This window comes from Chitinophaga sp. Ak27, from assembly GCF_012726295.1.
Classification (GTDB): domain Bacteria; phylum Bacteroidota; class Bacteroidia; order Chitinophagales; family Chitinophagaceae; genus Chitinophaga.
This window is the reverse complement of record NZ_JABAOB010000003.1, coordinates 805,207-823,925: the sequence shown is the minus strand read 5'-3', so window position 1 is coordinate 823,925 and position 18,719 is coordinate 805,207. Positions and strand designations below refer to the sequence as shown.

Here is an 18,719-nt window from a genome sequence, read left to right as displayed (position 1 = left end):
GGGAGGAAACGGCTACGGTTATACGTAGCCGTTTCAAATACTGTCCAACCTTATTTCTTAATAATATACCAGGTATCGGTACCGTTTGATTGCACGGTGATAAAGGTCCAGTCGTTGTAGATGTCGATGGAGTTGCCATCTTCAATAAACTGGCCGGCCTGGGCTTTCACAGTTACCGTGTTAGTAAGATTGTTGGTAGCATCAAATGCGGCTTTTTTGATGGTGTAGATGCGGCCTTTGGAGCCTGCGGCGGTGGGCAGGTTAACAGTAACGGCGCTACCGCTTTTTACGACTACGGTATAATCGGTGGCATCAACCGTATATGGACCGGATGCAATTTCTTTAATGGCCATAGATACGGAGCCTGCTACCTGTAAGGTAGAATTGGCGAGGGATGTAGTATCACCGATTTTCACATATTTCTGAACAGACAGGTTGTCGGCCAGTCTTTTATCTCCTGCAAAAGACTGGGATACATTACTTACCAGACCGCCTATAACAGATGGATCGGCCTGTGGGATGCTCACCGTTACTTTATTGGCGGTGGCATCTTTTACTACTTTCAGATCCGTACCGGTGTGATCTGACGCAAAGGTCACGTCGGTGAATGCTGATTCCGGCAGGTCCCTGGTAATGATTTCCTTGCTGGCATTGAGCAATAATACTTTATGATCGGAAGTAGTTCCGGCGGCCGTGCTGCCAAGTGTAACGGTATTATCGAGCGCTGATTTGCCGGTTACGTGTAAGTCGCCGGTGATGCCGGTGTTACCAGTTACATCTGCGCCGCCGGTGGTGATGATTAATTTGTTGTCGAGTGTAGAAGTACCGGTTACATGGAGGTTTCCACCTGCTTCGGTATTACCGGTGATGGTAGTAAGACCGGTAATATTGGTGGCCCCGGTGATATTTGTTACGCCGGTGATGTTGGCGCCACCTGCTGTTACATCGAGTCCGTTTTTACCGGTAATTTTTCCGGCAAATGTTTTAGCTCCGCCAAAAGTTTGGGTACCAATATTTACACCACCCGGTGTGAGCTCTGTGGCTGCATTTAATGCGATGGTAGGATTACTAGAGGCATCTGTACCTATTGTTAAACCTTTTGCATCTGCGGCATCGATGAAGTTGGCTATCTGCAGTGCTTTATTAGCCGCAGTATTAAATGTATTCCAGTCTGCCCTGGTCAGTAAACCTACTGCTGGCCCGGTTGTTCCACCGGTTTGAGTAGCGATGCTCAGCTGGTGTGTAGTTGTGGTGCCGGAAGTGGTGGTAGTAAATTTATAGTCGCCTGCAGCGTTGTCGGTATTGATCTGCTGATCCAGCATTTTAGAACCGTTGATCATGAAGTCGGAAAAAGCGGCGGCGGTGAGGGTACGTTTGTATATTTTACCGGCTGGATCCACAATTACGGCGTCCATCAGGGTGTTGGCGCCAGCGGTGATCCCGCTGAGTGTGAGGTCATTTTTCACAATTACGTTCCCGTCATCAATGCGGAGACCTTCTTTGTTGTTGCCTCTCAGGACGAAGGGTACGTTGTTGGTGCTTCCGACGAACTGGGTGGTAGCATCTGTAATGAAGTTACCGAGCAGGTCCCAGGAGGAAGCTTTGGTAGCCATTCTTTCCCATTTGTAATTGTGTCTTACATAAAAACCTTCTACCCCGGTTGCTGTCCAGTAGATGATCATACCGTCGGGTGGATTCAGGGTGGTCATCAGTGAGGTGTCGGCCACACGTGGCAACAGTAAACCTTGCTTGTCTGATTCCAGTTCAAGAATTGCTGATTTCTGGATTGAAGTAGGGTTTTTACCTACTTTCAACTGTGCATGTACCTGGGTGGCGATAAGACTTACACCACCTATTAGCATAACGCGGGCTGCGATGCGTAAAGATTTTTGCATAGATATAAGGATAAATAATTAATACTCAGTTTCTTCGGCGCATATAATGCCGAAGGGTTAATTACAAGGATCTAAAGGTGTTATTCGGAGGTTATAGGAAAACCCGTTCGGTTCGGTTTGTCTGTTCTAAATAATACTTAAAAAAACATAATTTATTTATCTTTCATAAGCACCTACTTATATAGGTTATATAGAATACATACTGCAAATGTGACATATTAAATGTTTTTAAAAAATGACATGATCATACCATTTTAGTTTGAAATATTTGCCTTGGGATGTACAAAAACTACCCAATGAGTGTTATGACGTCGGTTTAAATAGGGAGAATGGCACATAGCAGAGGCTGTTATGGCCAGAGAATACCGGTAAAAACTATTAATATGTAAGGGCGTTAACATGAAGATGTTATAAACAGAACGCCCATCAAAGGCTTTTATACCTTGATGGGCGTTGTTTATTGATTTATTTAGCGTGGTTTACGCCTCTGATTTTTCGGATTTACTCTTAGAAGAGTTGTTTTGCAGCGTAAAGATCAGCTTTTGATTTTCTTTATCCAGGTCTGCTACGAGTATATCACCGTCATGAATATTCATGTTGAGGATTTCCTCTGCCAGGGGATCTTCGAGGTATTTCTGGATAGCCCTGTGCAATGGTCTGGCGCCGAATTGCTGGTCGTAGCCTTTATCGGCCAGGAAGCCTTTGGCTTCGTCTGTCAATTCCAGGCTGAAACCGAGGTTGTTCAGGCGTTTCAATACGCTCTTCATCGTGATATCGATGATAGTATAGATATGTTCTTTCGCCAGGGAGTTGAAGATGATAACGTCGTCAATTCTGTTGAGGAACTCGGGGGAGAAGGTACGTTTCAGTGCTTTTTCAATCACTGACTTAGTATTTTCTTCTTCGCCGCCGGATCTTGCGCTGGTAGAGAACCCTACCCCTGCACCGAAATCTTTCAGCTGACGGGCTCCGATATTGGAGGTCATGATGATGAGGGTATTTTTGAAGTCCACCTTACGACCGAGGCCGTCGGTGAGGATACCATCGTCCAGTACCTGCAACAGGAGATTATAAATATCCGGGTGTGCCTTTTCGATTTCATCGAGGAGGATGACGGAATAAGGTTTACGGCGTACTTTTTCGGTCAGCTGGCCACCTTCTTCGTAGCCTACATATCCCGGAGGTGCACCAATGAGACGGCTTACAGAGAATTTTTCCATGTATTCGCTCATATCGATGCGAATGAGTGCTTCATCGGAGTCGAACATGTAGCGGGCCAGTGATTTGGCTAGCTCTGTTTTACCCACCCCTGTAGGTCCGAGGAATATGAAGGTACCGATTGGTTTTTTAGGATCTTTCAGCCCTACGCGGTTACGCTGTATGGCTTTGGTGACTTTGCTGATGGCATCGTCTTGTCCAACCACGGCTCCTTTCAGATCTTCGCCCATGCGGCGCAGCTTTTCAGTTTCTGCCTGTACCATCCTTTTAACAGGGATACCGGTCATCATGCTGACTACTTCTGCGATGGCTTCTTCATCGATGGGGTAGCGTTTGTGCTTCACTTCTTCTTCCCACATGGCTTTCGCGCGTTCCAGGTCTTCGCCCAGTTTCTTTTCAGTATCGCGGAGCGCAGCGGCTTCTTCGAAGCGTTGGCTTTTCACCACCTTATTCTTTTCCTGTTTGATATCTTCGATCTGTTTTTCCAGGTCGAGGATATTCTGTGGCACGTTGATGTTTTTCAGGTGTACCCGGGCGCCCACTTCATCGAGAACGTCGATTGCCTTGTCTGGCAGGAGACGGTCGGTCATGTAACGGTCGCTCAGTTTCACACAGGCATCAATGGCTGCGTCTGTATAGCTAACGTTATGGTATTCTTCATAACGCGGCTTGATATTGTTCAGGATCATAATGGTTTCTTCCACGGAAGGCGGTTCTACCATTACTTTCTGGAAACGACGGTCGAGAGCTCCATCTTTTTCGATGTACATACGGTACTCGTCGAGGGTAGAAGCGCCAATGCATTGGAGTTCTCCTCTGGCCAGGGCTGGTTTAAAGATATTGGAGGCATCGAGGGAGCCAGAAGCGCCGCCTGCGCCAACGATGGTATGAATTTCATCGATGAAGAGGATAACGTCCCTGTTTTTCTCGAGTTCATTCATGATGGCCTTCATTCTTTCTTCAAACTGGCCGCGGTATTTAGTACCGGCCACCAGGGCGGCCAGGTCGAGGCTTACCACGCGTTTGTCGAACAATACGCGGGAAACTTTACGCTGCACGATACGGAGCGCAAGACCTTCCACGATGGCGGTTTTACCTACACCGGGTTCACCAATAAGAATCGGATTGTTCTTTTTGCGGCGGGAAAGTATTTGGGAAACCCTTTCAATTTCCTGCTCGCGGCCAACAATCGGATCTAAGCTGCCGCTTTCGGCCAGCTTGGTAATATCTCTACCAAAGTTATCCAGTACGGGCGTTTTGGATTTGGTATTTGTCTGTTTGGCTTTGGATGCGTAACTCTTTCTTTCGTCTTCAAACTCTTCTTCGCCCGGATCGTCAAATTCTGACTTAGGGTCCGCAGATTTTACAAAGCCCAGTTCGTTTTTAAAAGTATCGTAGTCCACGTCAAATTGTTGTAAGATTTGTGTACAAACGTTTTCCTTATTCTTGAGTATAGAAAGCATGAGGTGTTCTGTTTCTACCGTAGCACTTTTGAGTGCTTTGGCTTCCAATACAGTGACACGTATCACTTTTTCTGCCTGTCTGGTAAGCGGGAGGCTATTAATGTTAGCAATATTCTTTCCGGTCTTATCTTTTACAGCCAGCTCTACTTCTTTGCGTAACTCGTACAGATCTACGTTCAAAGCCTGCAGAATCTTTACGGCCGTGCCCTCGCCTTCTCGAATAATACCTAACAGCAGGTGTTCAGTACCTATGAAGTCATTTCCCAGTCGTAAAGCTTCCTCTCTGCTGAACGAAATGATCTCCTTAACTTGCGGTGAAAAATTCTGGTCCATTGTGAGATTATTAAATTATAAAAACCCTTACGGGGGCTTGCCTATACAATAATAACGAATAATTCTGACTTAAGATTATCACGTTATGTTGTAATGAAGTTATTCCTTTTTTCAACTTAAACAACTTACACTTTAATAGTATAAGAATTATTTTTGCGTTGATGCGGGTACGTTCGTTTAAAAATATCTACGAAGAAACGGAGGTTTATGTTTCGATCTCTTGCGGTTATATTTTATAGGCGGCTTCCCTCTGTTCAACATTCCATTACCAAGTATAAAACAACGTCCAACGCATGAAATTCAAAATTGATACCAAAGAAAAAATAGTCGTTTTTTGTCCGGAAATATCCGTCCTGGATGCTAATTTGGCAGAAGACTTCATTCACACGGCAACTTCCCTGCCGGAGTTGGCGGGACGTAATCTCATACTGGATATGGCATTGGTGGAGAAAACAGACGAGAAAGGCATCGAAGCCATTTTAACAGTCTACCGGTGTATGTATGACAATCATTTTTCCTGCGCCATCACCGGAGTTAACAACATTTTAACAGCCAACCTGAAGGCGGCGGGTGATGATATGCTTAATCTTGCTCCTACGATGGCGGAAGCGATCGACCTTATCATGATGGAGGAGCTGGAGCGGGAATTACTGGATGGTATGGAATAAAGCAGGGCCAGGGGCGCTATGAGGTAAATTTTGGCCGGGCGCCGGTCTAACCACAGAAAGATAAAGCTATTTAAATGTTTGCAGTCACAATATTAGGTAACAATTCCGCGATTCCCACCCTGACGCGGCACCCCACCGCTCAGATAGTTACCTGCAACGACCAGTTGCTGCTGGTCGACTGCGGAGAAGGCACCCAGATACAAATGGCCAGGTACGGCATCCGGCGCAGTAAGCTGAGGTATATATTTATCAGCCACCTGCACGGCGATCATTATTTCGGGTTAATTGGTTTGTTAAATACCCTTAGCCTGATGGGGCGTACGGAGCCGCTCAGCGTATATGCGCCTCCAGAACTGGAGCAGATTATCCAGCTGCAGCTGGATTGTTCCGCTACGGTACTGAAGTTCGAGTTGTCTTTTGTACCGCTGCAGCAAGGCTATAGTGGCCTTATTCTCGAGGACCGGGAGTTGCAGGTACGTTGTTTTCCTACCCAGCATCGGATTTCCTGCTTTGGTTTTTCCTTTGAATGGCGGAAGCGCAAGCGGAAACTGTTGCCGGACCAGGCCAGGGCATATGAGATCCCGGCAGCCTATTACTCCAAACTCCAGGATGGCGCCGATTATCAGCAAAAAGACGGGAATATCGTTAAAAACGATTGGGTGACGCTTCCTCCTCCCCCCGGGAAACGATATGTTTACTGTGCAGACACCATTTACGATACCGGGTTATTACCCTGGTTACAGGGCGCCGATATGATTTACCATGAAACCACCTACCTGCATGATTTACAGGAGAGGGCGGCAGAACGTTACCACAGCACTTCTGTACAGGCGGCCAGTCTTGCGGCGGCAGCCGGTGCCGGGAAGCTGCTGATCGGGCATTTTTCTTCCAAATACACCGAGTTACAACCTTTCCTGGACGAATCCCGGCCTGTTTTTACAGCTACGGAAATTGCGGAGGAAGGAGTAACATATCTTATATAGCTGGAAAGCATAAAGCGTAAAGCAAAAAGCTATTGTAGCGAATAACCAAAGCGATTTTTAAATAATCGCTAAGATCATTCGCTACAATAGCTTTTTGCTTTACGCTTTTCGTCTTCTGCTTACTTGTATTGTTCCAGGTACGCGGAAATTTTGGCGTACAGCGGATCAGAAACGGGTAATATGGGGAGGCGGAAATTATTTCCGACGATACCGTCGTGGTGCAGGAATGCTTTGATGCCGGCCGGGTTGTTTTCGGAGAACATCAGGTCAAATGCTTCCAGCATCTTGTTGTTGAGGGAGCGGGCTGCCGGGTAATCATTTACCAGTGCGGCATGCACCATACTGGAAAAATCGGTGGCAAAGTAGTTGGCAGCCACGGAAATAACGCCGTCCATGCCGCAGGCCAGCTGTGCGAGGGCCAGGGCATCATCGCCGCTGATCACGAGGAAGTCTTTCGGTTTATCGCGAATAATCTGCATACACTGCATCATATCGCCGGAGGCTTCCTTCATGGCCACGATGTTTTCCACCTCATGCGCGAGGCGCAGAGTGGTTTCGGCGGTCATATTACGGCCGGTACGACCGGGCACATTATACAGGATAATGGGCTTAGGAGAGGCCGCTGCAATTGTTTTATAGTGCTGGTATATCCCTTCCTGGGTAGGTTTGCTGTAGTAGGGTGCAACGCTGAGGACGGCCGCAGCTTCCTCCAGCGGGCATTTTTCCAGTCTTTTTACCACATCCCGGGTATTGTAATCGCCAATACCAACCACTACAGGCACCCGCTTCGACACCTTTTCGAAAGTGAATTTTATCAAATCCAGCTTTTCATCTGCAGAAAGCGTAGGTGTTTCACCAGTTGTACCAAGGGTTACAACGTAGTTAACGCCGCCATCGATCACATGGTTGATCAATTTTTCCAAAGCATTCCAATCTATGCTTTCATCTGCTTTAAAGGGTGTTACTAATGCCACCCCGGTGCCTTTTAGTTGTTCCATATTGCGTTTACGGGAAAATAAAAATTTCGAATTCCGAAGGCCGAAATTCGAAATTTTTATTGTGATCTCTAAATATTTTTTATTTCTCTTCGTAAAAACCCATGCGGGAGAACTTGTCGATACGTTGTTCTATGCGGGTATCGGGATCGATTTGCTTTAATTCTGCCAATGTTTCCTTAATTCTTTTTTTCAGGATAGTGGCCATTTCATCGGGATTTACGTGGGCACCACCGAGGGGCTCCCGTACAATACCGTCTACCAGTCCGAACTGGCTCATGTAATCGGAGGTAAGTTTAAGTTCTTCAGCGGCTTTTTCTTTAAAGTTCCAGCTACGCCAGAGGATCGTGGAGCAGTTTTCCGGAGAAATAACGGTGTACCAGCTATTTTCCAGCATAAATACCCGGTCGCCGATACCGATGCCTAATGCACCACCGGAAGCGCCTTCACCGATAATAATGCAGATAACGGGCACGCGGAGTTTTACCATTTCGAAGAGATTGCGGGCGATGGCTTCAGCCTGACCTCTTTCTTCGGCTTCCAGGCCAGGATAAGCGCCGGGCGTATCGATCAGCGTTACGATGGGCTTATTGAATCTTTCAGCCAGTTTCATCAGGCGGAGGGCTTTGCGATATCCTTCCGGATTGGCCATTCCGAAGTTTCTGAGCTGGCGCATTTTGGTGTTGATACCTTTCTGCTGGCCGATAAACATGACTGTTTCGCCATCGAGGTCGGCGAAACCGCCTACCATTGCCTTATCATCTTTTACATTCCGGTCGCCATGCAGTTCCGTAAAGTTGGTGCACATTTTTTCGATATACGCCATAGTATAGGGCCTATCTGGGTGACGGCTCAGCTGTACGCGCTGCCAGGCGGTGAGGTGGTCATAGATATGTTCACGGGTAGCCGCAATTTTTTGTTCATATTCGTTTACGGTAGCCGATACATCTACGCCAGATTTTGCACCATTCTCCTTCAGCTTATCCAACTGCTCATATAAGTCAGCGATAGGTTTCTCGAAATCCAGGAATTGCATAATTTGATTAAATTGGTTAAAGATCGGGTGTAAAGATAATGCTGAAAATATTTTTTAAAAAAGATTTGCTTAATTGGGAACTTTGTTACTATCTTTGCAATCCCAAAACGGAGGAATACAACGAATTGGGATACAGAAAGATAGGGATATTTTATCCTTTTATTTCAGTAACGGATCGGTAGTTCAGTTGGTTAGAATGCCGCCCTGTCACGGCGGAGGTCGCGGGTTCGAGTCCCGTCCGGTCCGCAAATAAAAGTCACATCTTAAAAAGGTGTGGCTTTTTTGCTTTGTGGAGATAAAGGTGACGGTAGCCGTTCCAGGATCTAAAAAGGGATGACATAAGTCATCCCTTTTTAGATCAATATTGAAAATATTATTATTTATTGCGCCCGTTTAACAATACTGTTAAGTTCTGCCATGAAGTTTTCAGCATCCTTTTGAGAACGAATTACCTGCGCTAAACTATCAACACGAACTGATTTAGATCGTACAGGCTTGGGATTGCTACCCGGACTCGTCTGGGCAGCTTTTTTATACTGATCTATCTTCTGTTGAATATTTTGATTCATACCACAAATATAGTTAAATAGTTTGGTCAATATCCTTGTCTCACTTCAATTGAAACATGTAATATCGATAAAGATCATGCCTGGTCCGCTCATAATTAAATAATTCTGGTTTAGGTTTAGATAAAATATTCCCGGCAGTATCCACCTCATAGCTCCAATCTCTATATACACGAACATACCAGTCTACGCCTATACCCACAAAAAAATCATTCAAATATTCACGATTTGATTTAAACATAAGATGGTACATCGTAGCTCTAACATCATCAGAACCATCAATACCTAGAGTTAAGTCAGGGTTTACTTGCAAAAAGGTTAGCCCATGAAATAAAACAGTAGAAAAGACCTTACTATTTTCGGTATGCTTTAAGCGTATATCATATCATCATGAAAGTTTCCAGTTTCATCAGGTGGACCAAAACCAAGATTAAATACATTTGGCAAATACAAATCTGGATGCGGATCGATTTTCACCAGTATCTGTTTAATTGTTCCATCAACCTGGGGTGAATTAAAAATCATTTGAGAAAAATCATTTTCAATGCTTACCGGATCAAAAGTTTCTTCAAAATTTATTGTAACCATAGCGTATTCTTTATTATACATGACAATACTATCATGTATAAAATATACACGTGGCAAAACGACATAGTACTTTAAAAAAATCGATTCCAGGTACCTGGCATACCTCGCCTGAAAAGCCAGGCATAATTAACTCTCATTTGGTTGCAAAATGAAATAGTGCAACCAAATCTTAAGAAAATACCCTCAAATAAGCGCTACTTTGTAACCGGCTTTTGACCTATAACCGGACACCAGTATACTTCGCTTGTCATGTTCAGCGTAATTTCAGGGTGCGTTCCCGAAGCCGCAGCCAATACCTCATTATCACTAAACAGTTGGCGTGGGGTGAATCCCGCATTAAATACAATCTGCACCTCTCTCCAAACAGGATTGAAGCCATCTCCGGGGATAGCATCTATCACGCTAATAAAAGGCTGGTTGTTGGGCAACCCGGGATCAGATTGATAAATGAAATTCAGGCTCTTGTTGTGTGCAATCTGGCTTGCCTCAGCCTGGGCTGAGAATTCCACAAATTGGATCTTGAAAAGGGAGGAGTCATAATAAGCTGGTATAGTGCTTTTAATCCCGGATGTCGTGTTGCCCTGGGCAACCATTGCCGTCGAATTAGCTGTAGCAAGCTTTGAATCAGTCGTTAATTTGGTTTGGTTATCAATTTCTGTTTTACTGCAAGAAATAAATAGCAGCATGATGGCGGGAATAATTGTGGTCACCTTTTTCATTGTCTATATTTTTAAAATGTGGAAAAAAATACAATAAAAGGTCCGACAGCTTAAGGCCGCAATTTTTATTCCAGACTCCTGTTAATAGGGGTGTTTGGGAAGGTATCCGGATTCTTTTTCTCCACAGCGTTTCGTAAGTGGCATGTGTGTGAGTATAGGGGTACGCGAACATACCAATCTACACCTATTCCCAGAAAAAGATTCAAATATTCACGAATCGACTTAAACATAAGATTATACAGCGTTGCCGTTATATCATCAGAACCATCAATACCCTGAATTAGCCTGGAATTTACCTGTAAAAATGTAAGCCCATGAAATGCTTATCCAGCACACATTTCAATGAAAATGCTTGGAGGATAACGTTATACATACTATATTTGCGCAATATAACATACTATAATGATTGTAGCTTCTAAGCAACCCAAAAGGATTTTTGGACTAGATATCCTCCGTGCAAGCGCCATAATATTAGTTATGTATACACATAGCTACGTGTATTTAGAAAAAATACTTCCAAGTACAATAGCTAGCTTCTTCCTAGTGGATGGTGTAGGTATTTTTTTTGTTCTAAGCGGCTTCTTAATTGGAGGAATACTTTTACAAACGATTCATCGAGATGAATTCAATAAGGGAGATTTAATTAATTTTTGGCTGAGGAGATGGTTAAGGACACTTCCAAATTACTTCTTAGTTCTGTCTGTACTTGCCTTATTCTTAGCGTTGATAAGGCCAGATACATTACCTGATAACCTGGTAAGCTATTTTTTCTTCTCTCAAAGCCTCTTTTTCCCTCATCCCAATTTTTTTTCTGAAGCGTGGAGCCTGGCAGTGGAAGAGTGGTTCTATTTGCTGATTCCGGCTGCACTGTTTATAGCTATATCCATTCTGAAAGTAGAAAAGAAAAAGGCAATTATCGCTTGCATTATTATGGTAATCGGAGCTGTAACCGTTTTTAGGTCATTCCGGATACTTGGGTTAGCCCCAGATGCCAATTATGGAAAAATGATTGGACAGCAGGTTGTTACCAGATTAGACGGAATCATGTATGGCTTCCTTGGGGCGTTCCTAATGTTTTATGATTTCGAGATATGGAAAAGATATAAAAATCAACTATTCTTTATAGGCTTGTTTATACTCTTTGCGCCCAACATATACCGGCTTTTCTGGGTCATTCCTGTTCTGCCTTTCAATTACTACAATCTTACCTTCTTCTCCATAGGGACGCTACTGCTTCTCCCTAAATTATCTTCACTAACCATGCAATCCAATGGAATATTTTATCGGAGCATCACATTCATAAGTCACATATCTTATTCGATGTATTTGATAAATTACACTATAGTTCAGAGCATGCTAGTTCAGAAGCTGGCCAAAACCTTCCTTATAAATATATATGTTCAATTGCTCCTATTTTGGGTAGTAACTATCGTATTTTCATTTCTCTTATATCGGTTTTACGAAGTACCTATGATGAATCTACGACGACATTTTACCAAAAGAGACCATTTGCCGTCGTCATTAATAGGATAATTTTTCGATCAATATTGGGTCCGAATCTTCTAGGTCCCAAAGAATAGTGGGAAGCCCCTCCCGTCGGCAAGTACAATGTCAACCCGGCCAGCTTGCCCCCTGTATTGTCTCCATGCCTAGGCAATGTTGACAACATTGCCTAGGCAGTTATCCCGAACAGGACCAAACAGTTGCGCGGTTGCCACGTTAGGAGCGGGAATGGCCTTTAGTATCATTTTTTATTGGGGACTGCCAAATCCCGATACTGATTGCGATTCGTCTGAACATTGCCTTGATGCTCAATGCGAACACTCTCCCGAAATTTTCTTCAAAAAAATTTGCGAAACTGATCAGTTGCACATATATTTGCAACCAATTGGTTTCACTACTATAATTACGTCATTATGAAAAACAAAATCCTTTTTGTGTTGTGCCTGTTGACAGGCCTGATGTTCATGAATGCAGGGTTAGACAAATTCTTCCACTACATGCCTATGCCTAAAGACATGCCGGAGAAAATGGTAAAAGCCGGGATGGCATTTATGGAAATAGGCTGGCTGATGCCGCTGGTAGGCGCCACAGAAGTGCTTGGTGGCCTGCTGTTAATGATCCCAAAAACCAGGGCGCTGGGAGCTATTGTTATTCTACCGGTTTTAATAGGTATTTTGCTGGCCAATATCAGTATGGCCCCATCAGGGTTGCCTATTGTATTGGTGCTCATCGCCATCATTGCCTGGGTAATGATCGACAACAGGGAAAAGTACCTGCCGATGATCAGGTAATAAACTGGTAGAATGGCGGAGCGCATCTCCTGATCTACTAAAAAATGAAATGACACCTGTATGAGAAGAGATATTTTCCAGGCCATTGCCGATCCGACGAGACGAGCGATTATCGCTTTAATTGCCATACAGGCCATGACCCCCAACGCGATTGCTGAGCATTTCGATACCACCCGGCAAGCTATTTCCAAGCACCTGAAGATCCTCACGGAATGTGAATTGGTGAAGCAGGAACACCAGGGCCGGGAAATATTTTATCAACTCGAAATTGATAAAATGAAAGAAATAGATAAATGGCTGGAACAATTCAGGAAAATCTGGGAAAGCCGCTTTGACCAACTTGATCAACTTTTAGCTACTATAAAAAAGAAAAAATAATGAAACCTAATTTGCAATTTGACTTCATCGCAGATAAAAAAAATAATACGCTGACTATCAGGCGTGAGTTCCTGGCCGGTAGGCCATTGGTATGGGATTGCTACACCAAAAGTGAATTACTGGACCGCTGGTTTGCCCCCGCTCCATTAACTACCAAAACAAAATCGATGGACTTCCGCGAAGGAGGTCACTGGCACTATGCCATGGTAGAACCCAACGGCACAGAGTATTGGGGCTATACCGCCTACCTGAAGATCAAAGCCATTGACTTCTACACTTCCCTGGATGCTTTTAGTAATGAAGCCGCTGAAATCAATGAAGCGCTTCCCCGCGCAGAATGGCTAGTTACTTTTACTGATAAAGGAGAAAACGCCCTGGTGGAAACCATCGTTACCTACAAATCGCTGGCAGACCTGGAACAAGTCATTCAAATGGGCATGGAACAAGGAATGACTGCTACCCTGAATAAACTCGATGAATTATTACTCACTTTAAAGTCATAAAAAATGAGCAACAAAGTAACCGTAACCGCCACCGTACATGCGGACCGTAAAAAAGTGTGGGACTATTATAATCGTCCTGAACACATTACAAAATGGAACTTTGCTGATCCTTCCTGGCATTGCCCCTCCGCTTCCAACGATCTGCGCGTAGGCGGAAAATACGCTGCCCGGATGGAAGCCAAGGACGGAAGTTTTGGCTTCGACTTTGAAGCCGTATATGATGAAGTAGTGGATGGCGAAAAATTTACTTATACCATGCCTAACGGCCGGCAAGCAAGCGTATCCTTCAAAAAGAAGGATGACCAAACCGAAGTAGATGTTGCATTTGACCCGGAAACAGAACACCCGATTGAAATGCAGAAAAACGGGTGGCAGGCGATCCTGAATAACTTTAAAAGTTATACGGAAGCAAATTAATGATAACAAATATATGTATTGGGAGGGAGATGTGATGACATCTCCCTTTTTTATTTTTCTCTGCATTAAACATACACGTTATGCCTTCATTCCCACGATTTCCCTACCTTTAATCATGGGCCAATTAGATTTATTTGAAGACGCCGCTAATCACCCCGCATCACCGGGACTACATACCATTCGCGATGGCGCCTATTATTTCCAGCCTGACTTTTTCACCAAAGCGGAAAGTGATGCATTCTTTACCTCACTGAAAGAACAGATCCAGTGGAAGCAGGAGTCAATGCAGCTCTATGGCAAACTGGTGAATTTTCCGCGGTTAAGCGCATGGTATGGCGAAGAGGGGACCTCCTATACATTTTCCGGCGTTACGCACCATCCCCAACCATGGACGGCCGATTTAATGGATATCAACAAACGCATCAATCCACTGGCAGGAGTTGTTTTCAACAGCGTGTTATTGAACCTATACCGCGATGGAAACGACTCCATTGCCTGGCATACCGATGCAGAGCCGGGACTGGGGCAGCATCCTGTGATTGCTTCCGTGAATTTTGGCGCTACCAGGAAGTTTCATTTGCGGCATATTCAAACGAAAGAAAAAATAGAGATTCCTTTAACCCATGGCAGTTTGCTCATCATGCAGGGCGCATTGCAACATCATTGGCAGCACCAGGTGCCTAAAACCAGTAAACCGGTAAAAGAGCGGATTAACCTTACCTTCCGGGTGATTAAATATTGATATTGGCCTTAAATATCATAAAGAAGACTATACTAAAATAGCCCCAGAGAAAAGAAAAGATAATATGCATAGTGGTTTCAAAGCGCTTGCCTTTCCATAGCGAGGGAGAGTAAACAAAAAACTGGAAGAACAAACGACAAATCCAGAAAATGAACAGGCCCAATGACAACAAATGCCCCAGGCGGGTATGCAAGATATCTTCTGCCGCATAAATGCATCCTATTCCCATCAACAGTACTATTAAGGCAATAAAGAAAGTATGCACATACATAATTTGCCTGCTTAAAAGCGTCAACGGCGCAAATTCTTCTCTCCAATTAAAATACTTTGGAAAAAAAGCGTGCAATAGCGCCAGCAACACGAGTATATATCCGATGGTTTTAAGATGCCATTCCATTTTTCTCTAATAAAAAGGCTGATAAAAAAGGGGTTATTTTTATTTCGCTAACCATGTCCAAACCGGCAGCGAGAAAAGTACGTTGCCAGGTTGACCTGGAAAAAAAATGCAGGAACCCCAGGTTATATGCCATGAAATTGCGGATATCCCTGAGATGCTCTACCACTACAATCCTTCCCTGGCTTTGTAAACTGCGGCGCAGCTCCCGGAAAAAAATATTCCTTTCAGCCTCATCACGAATCTCGTGGGCTGCCATAAAAACCAGGATCATATCGGCCGATGCCGTAGCCACGGGTATGTTAGCCGTGGTAATGGTTTGAGTGCCGGGATAAGCTGCATAAACCCTGCGTGCCCGTTCAATAGACACTTCGGTGTGTTTGACCGGGTCATAAAAATCGAATACCGTTAGTTTACTTTCCGGATACTTTTGTAATAGCAGGTAGCTGGTTTCATCAAATCCTGCATGCACGTTCATCAGTTGTTTACCCGGCGATGTAACCAGGTCATCCAGCCAATGAAGGCTATACAATGCTGACCTGTCGTAGATATACCAGGAAGCTGTAAGCGACAACAACACACTTCCTGCGAGTAGCCAGCAAGCTACCTGCAAGAATAGGTATTCACTGAAACAGCCCAACAACACCAGCAGCAATACCGCTATGACGTAAAAGTGCCAGTTGAAACGGATGATGTTTACGACACCCTGGAATGGCTTCCTGTCTATCTTTTCCATACATCTGTTTTTCCTTTCTTCCAACAGTAGGGTACTTCCTGGATGAGAAAAGCATTGGCCAGCCGCGCCTCCCGGAAAGCCGGCTCACGCAGAAAACCGACTTCCGCATGATTAACTTTCACTGGCTGCGGCGTCCAATGTTCTCTTACCCCTTCAATGATCAATACCTTATCAGATCCGGGTTCGCAGGTAAATGTAAACGGCAGTGGGCCTGCAAATCGCCGGGCCTCCTTCCAGCTGTCGAACGGCGAAGTGGCTGGCAACGCGGTATCGGGTTGCGTAGTATCGACCGATATGTGTATACCTGACTGTGCCGATGTAACCTCCAGTAGTTCATTGCCGGTTATCATCTTCATATCGGTAGTGGTGTAATGGTAGTGTGTAAACAAGTTTCCCAGGTACTGCATTTTCTTCTTATTCGTTTCCGACTTCAAGATAAACAATCCCCTTAGCCTTTTCCCCTGGCTGGTAGTATACCTTACAAAAACCCGGTAGCCGGCTAAAATAAAATCATTGCCCATAAAAGCCGGAAATCCTTTGGGCCGTAGCCCTTTTGTTTTCACCAGTGCCAATGCCACAAAGGCCCATTTATCCTGAAACCGCTCCAATTCAAGCGGGGCGGGAACAAGCGGCTGCAGTGCTTCTGCCGGAAGCGCATAGGTGAGTACCAATGAATTTTCAAAAAAAGCCTGTACTGCAAAAGGATGATTCTTGAGAAGGGACCACATAACCAGCTTATTTTTCTACAGACAGCCTATAGCCGTGTATATACAGTAAGATAATAAATATTGCTGCGATAACGATGTTCAGCGGGCCAAAAAGCAGGAGATCTCCCGCCAAAAAAAATTCGAGGATGTTCATGGCACCTACCAACACCATTTGCGACAAGGTACACCATCGCGGCTTGATTCCCGATAATACCCACACCGCCATTAACACTTCCAGGAAGCCAATCATACGGGTAAGAGGCGAAGCATATGTTGGGCCCAGGATCCGTGCTACTATTAGCTCGTGGCGGGTTACACCATTTAATAACTTACAAAACAGCCCGTTTACAATCCAAACAATGGCAATGGCTATATTTCCGAACTTATAAATTCGTTCCTTCATCTTTTGTTCCTTTATGAAAACAGCACCCGGTTAACCTACAGCAAGATAGGATGATTTCGGGGAATTAAGCGAATACTGCATGCAGCAAATTTATCCGGCAGCGAATTGCTATAAAAAAATATGGGGCGCTGCCCGCATCAGCAACGCCCCGTGTTGATCCTCTTCTCTCTTTATTTATCCATATTCCATACTTTCAGGGTATTCAGCTGTACTCCCCCATTTTCTGCAAATACTGCACATCCGGTAGCATCTTTGGCGGGAAATATCAGTGTAGTCATCACCTTTTCGCCATCATTTACAAATACTTCCAGCGAAGATTTATCCAGTAATACCTGCAGGCGAATTTTTCCATTGACCGGCTGTACCGGCATATGTTGGGTATCTTTGCCATCATTGATATATATTTCCTGGCGCTGTACATTATAGCCCACTACTACCCCACTGCCATTACTATGTTGCGCTACTTTTACACCAAAGTCGCTGGCTGTGCCCGGGGTAAATGTAGCATCTATCCAGTTGGCATTGGTATTAAACTGCCGGCTATTGTTAATGGGCAATACTTTACTGTTCAACGAAACATTGCGCTGCTGCCATTTTTTAGTTGCTGGCAATTTTTCCAGGTAGCCATTCAATACTGTGGCCGGTTGTTGAAATAAACGTATGCCCGCCGACGTAGTTTTTAGCTGCAAGTCGCGGGGGATAGACATTTGTCCCCGCCACGGCCAGGTAGCCGTTTCGAAAGGCATCAGCCATCCTATCATCATCTGGTGGTTAGCAGGCAGATGATTGTAGGGAATAGCGGCATAAAATGTCTTGCCATAGTCTACAAAGAGCTGCGTTTCGGGAGTATGATCGTTGGTAAAGGTTTTACCATCGAAATCACCGGTAAAATATTGCATGCCTGTAGCAGCATCCTGGTTGCCGGATGAAATCATCAGCAGCCATTTCTTTTTAGCGGGGTTGCCATCTACGTATAGGGGTGTGAGTGAGGGGCATTCCCAGATCTTGCGGGCATCGCCCTGTGGACCAAATTCACTCAGCAGCTCCCAATCTTTCAGGTTGACCGAACCGTAAAACTGTACTTTATGTTCGGCAGGTACAGCCACCGTCATCAGCCATTTATGCTGGTCTTCCAGCCAGATTACGCTGGGATCACGGAAATCCTTCTTATGGATATCTACCACCGGGTTGTTGGCGTAGTTCGTATAGGTGAGCCCTCCGTCATTACTGTAAGCAATAAACTGCGATTCTTTCTGCTGCTTGGGCTGATCGGCAGTGTAAATGGCTACTATGGGCGCTTTACCGTTCTTGCCAAAGCCGCTGCTGTTGTGCTGATCCAATACCGCCGATCCGGAAAATATCCAGGTAGTTGTATCCTTGGTTTCAACTTCCGGGATGGCTACCGGTAAGTGTTTCCAATTCACCAGGTCGGTGCTGGTAGCATGTCCCCAGCTCATATGCCCCCATTTATTCTCGAATGGATTATGCTGATAGTACAAGTGATATGCGCCATCCAGGTAAATTAATCCATTGGGATCGTTGGTCCAGTTTTTAGCAGGTGTAAAATGATATACGGGACGCCATTGTGGCGTGGGTATCGTGCTTTCCTGGGCCTGGAGTAGCCCGGGCAATAGTGCTGCCAACAGTAGTGGAAATAGTATTCTTTTCATAATAAGATGAA

At 44.7% G+C, this 18,719-nt stretch carries 20 protein-coding genes and 1 tRNA gene; 9 read left to right on the top strand and 12 right to left on the bottom strand.

The window, feature by feature from the left end; translation table 11 throughout:
* Window positions 1–50: 50 nt before the first annotated feature.
* Both HGH90_RS14660 and HGH90_RS14655 read right to left on the bottom strand, forming a co-directional pair.
* Window positions 51–1,895, bottom strand: coding sequence for a hypothetical protein (locus tag HGH90_RS14660; RefSeq protein ID WP_168762164.1), 1,845 nt, complete (start codon window positions 1,893–1,895; stop codon window positions 51–53).
* A gap of 479 nt (window positions 1,896–2,374) precedes the next feature.
* The gene (locus HGH90_RS14655) at window positions 2,375–4,909 is read right to left on the bottom strand and encodes an ATP-dependent Clp protease ATP-binding subunit (protein ID WP_168762163.1); all 2,535 of its coding nucleotides are present in this window, start codon (window positions 4,907–4,909) and stop codon (window positions 2,375–2,377) included.
* A 293-nt stretch (window positions 4,910–5,202) separates the two neighbouring features.
* Here HGH90_RS14655 and HGH90_RS14650 point away from each other — a divergent pair, with 293 nt between their 5' ends.
* Window positions 5,203–5,577: a hypothetical protein gene (locus HGH90_RS14650; RefSeq protein WP_168762162.1), complete on the top strand. Its 375-nt coding sequence runs from the start codon at window positions 5,203–5,205 to the stop codon at window positions 5,575–5,577.
* 74 nt (window positions 5,578–5,651) lie between these two features.
* The gene (locus tag HGH90_RS14645) at window positions 5,652–6,560 is read left to right on the top strand and encodes a ribonuclease Z (RefSeq protein ID WP_168762161.1); all 909 of its coding nucleotides are present in this window, start codon (window positions 5,652–5,654) and stop codon (window positions 6,558–6,560) included.
* Between the two features lie 119 nt (window positions 6,561–6,679).
* Here the strand turns inward: HGH90_RS14645 and dapA are convergent, their stop codons facing one another.
* Together dapA and HGH90_RS14635 are read right to left on the bottom strand one after the other, a co-directional pair.
* Window positions 6,680–7,558, bottom strand: coding sequence for a 4-hydroxy-tetrahydrodipicolinate synthase (dapA, locus tag HGH90_RS14640; protein WP_168762160.1), 879 nt, complete (start codon window positions 7,556–7,558; stop codon window positions 6,680–6,682).
* Window positions 7,559–7,637: 79 nt separating this feature from the next.
* On the bottom strand, window positions 7,638–8,591 hold the full coding sequence (locus tag HGH90_RS14635) for an acetyl-CoA carboxylase carboxyltransferase subunit alpha (protein ID WP_186452553.1): 954 nt from the start codon (window positions 8,589–8,591) through the stop codon (window positions 7,638–7,640).
* 172 nt (window positions 8,592–8,763) lie between these two features.
* Between HGH90_RS14635 and HGH90_RS14630 the strand changes: the two genes are divergently transcribed.
* Window positions 8,764–8,837: transfer RNA gene (locus HGH90_RS14630), tRNA-Asp, on the top strand.
* Between the two features lie 134 nt (window positions 8,838–8,971).
* Here the strand turns inward: HGH90_RS14630 and HGH90_RS14625 are convergent.
* From HGH90_RS14625 to HGH90_RS14615, 3 genes are all read right to left on the bottom strand, one after another.
* Entirely contained in the window at window positions 8,972–9,160 is a 189-nt protein-coding gene (locus HGH90_RS14625) for a hypothetical protein (RefSeq protein ID WP_169191404.1), read from the bottom strand.
* Between the two features lie 366 nt (window positions 9,161–9,526).
* Window positions 9,527–9,766: a hypothetical protein gene (locus tag HGH90_RS14620; protein WP_169191403.1), complete on the bottom strand. Its 240-nt coding sequence runs from the start codon at window positions 9,764–9,766 to the stop codon at window positions 9,527–9,529.
* A 173-nt stretch (window positions 9,767–9,939) separates the two neighbouring features.
* Entirely contained in the window at window positions 9,940–10,464 is a 525-nt protein-coding gene (locus tag HGH90_RS14615; RefSeq protein ID WP_169191402.1) for a hypothetical protein, read from the bottom strand.
* Window positions 10,465–10,866: 402 nt separating this feature from the next.
* On the opposite strand from HGH90_RS14615, the gene HGH90_RS14610 reads away from it, so the two are divergent.
* The 6 genes from HGH90_RS14610 to HGH90_RS14585 all read left to right on the top strand — a co-directional run bounded on the left by HGH90_RS14610 (window position 10,867) and on the right by HGH90_RS14585 (window position 14,798).
* Window positions 10,867–11,997, top strand: coding sequence for an acyltransferase family protein (locus HGH90_RS14610; protein WP_169191401.1), 1,131 nt, complete (start codon window positions 10,867–10,869; stop codon window positions 11,995–11,997).
* A gap of 383 nt (window positions 11,998–12,380) precedes the next feature.
* Entirely contained in the window at window positions 12,381–12,758 is a 378-nt protein-coding gene (locus HGH90_RS14605) for a DoxX family membrane protein (RefSeq protein WP_169191400.1), read from the top strand.
* 60 nt (window positions 12,759–12,818) lie between these two features.
* Complete coding sequence (locus HGH90_RS14600; protein WP_145671618.1) at window positions 12,819–13,136, top strand: ArsR/SmtB family transcription factor; 318 nt, start codon at window positions 12,819–12,821, stop codon at window positions 13,134–13,136.
* Window positions 13,136–13,639 carry an SRPBCC family protein gene (locus HGH90_RS14595; RefSeq protein ID WP_168762154.1) on the top strand — a complete coding sequence of 168 codons (504 nt, stop codon included), beginning with the start codon at window positions 13,136–13,138 and terminating at the stop codon, window positions 13,637–13,639. Before HGH90_RS14600 ends, HGH90_RS14595 begins: the two co-directional genes overlap by 1 nt.
* Before the next feature lie 3 nt (window positions 13,640–13,642).
* Complete coding sequence (locus tag HGH90_RS14590; protein WP_168762153.1) at window positions 13,643–14,056, top strand: SRPBCC family protein; 414 nt, start codon at window positions 13,643–13,645, stop codon at window positions 14,054–14,056.
* 115 nt (window positions 14,057–14,171) lie between these two features.
* The gene (locus HGH90_RS14585) at window positions 14,172–14,798 is read left to right on the top strand and encodes an alpha-ketoglutarate-dependent dioxygenase AlkB family protein (RefSeq protein ID WP_169191399.1); all 627 of its coding nucleotides are present in this window, start codon (window positions 14,172–14,174) and stop codon (window positions 14,796–14,798) included.
* On the opposite strand, the gene HGH90_RS14580 is transcribed toward HGH90_RS14585, so the two are convergent.
* From HGH90_RS14580 to HGH90_RS14560, 5 genes are all read right to left on the bottom strand, one after another.
* Window positions 14,788–15,195 carry a hypothetical protein gene (locus HGH90_RS14580; protein ID WP_168762151.1) on the bottom strand — a complete coding sequence of 136 codons (408 nt, stop codon included), beginning with the start codon at window positions 15,193–15,195 and terminating at the stop codon, window positions 14,788–14,790. The two genes, HGH90_RS14585 and HGH90_RS14580, sit on opposite strands and share 11 nt — an antisense overlap.
* A complete protein-coding gene (locus HGH90_RS14575) occupies window positions 15,179–15,928 on the bottom strand; it encodes a class I SAM-dependent methyltransferase (RefSeq protein WP_169191398.1) in 750 nt (249 codons plus the stop codon). Before HGH90_RS14575 ends, HGH90_RS14580 begins: the two co-directional genes overlap by 17 nt.
* Entirely contained in the window at window positions 15,916–16,656 is a 741-nt protein-coding gene (locus HGH90_RS14570; RefSeq protein WP_168762149.1) for a DUF2071 domain-containing protein, read from the bottom strand. Before HGH90_RS14570 ends, HGH90_RS14575 begins: the two co-directional genes overlap by 13 nt.
* Before the next feature lie 7 nt (window positions 16,657–16,663).
* On the bottom strand, window positions 16,664–17,038 hold the full coding sequence (locus HGH90_RS14565) for a DoxX-like family protein (RefSeq protein ID WP_169191397.1): 375 nt from the start codon (window positions 17,036–17,038) through the stop codon (window positions 16,664–16,666).
* 170 nt (window positions 17,039–17,208) lie between these two features.
* Window positions 17,209–18,708, bottom strand: a complete 1,500-nt coding sequence (locus tag HGH90_RS14560; RefSeq protein ID WP_168762147.1) for a glycoside hydrolase family 32 protein — start codon at window positions 18,706–18,708, stop codon at window positions 17,209–17,211.
* Window positions 18,709–18,719: the final 11 nt, after the last annotated feature.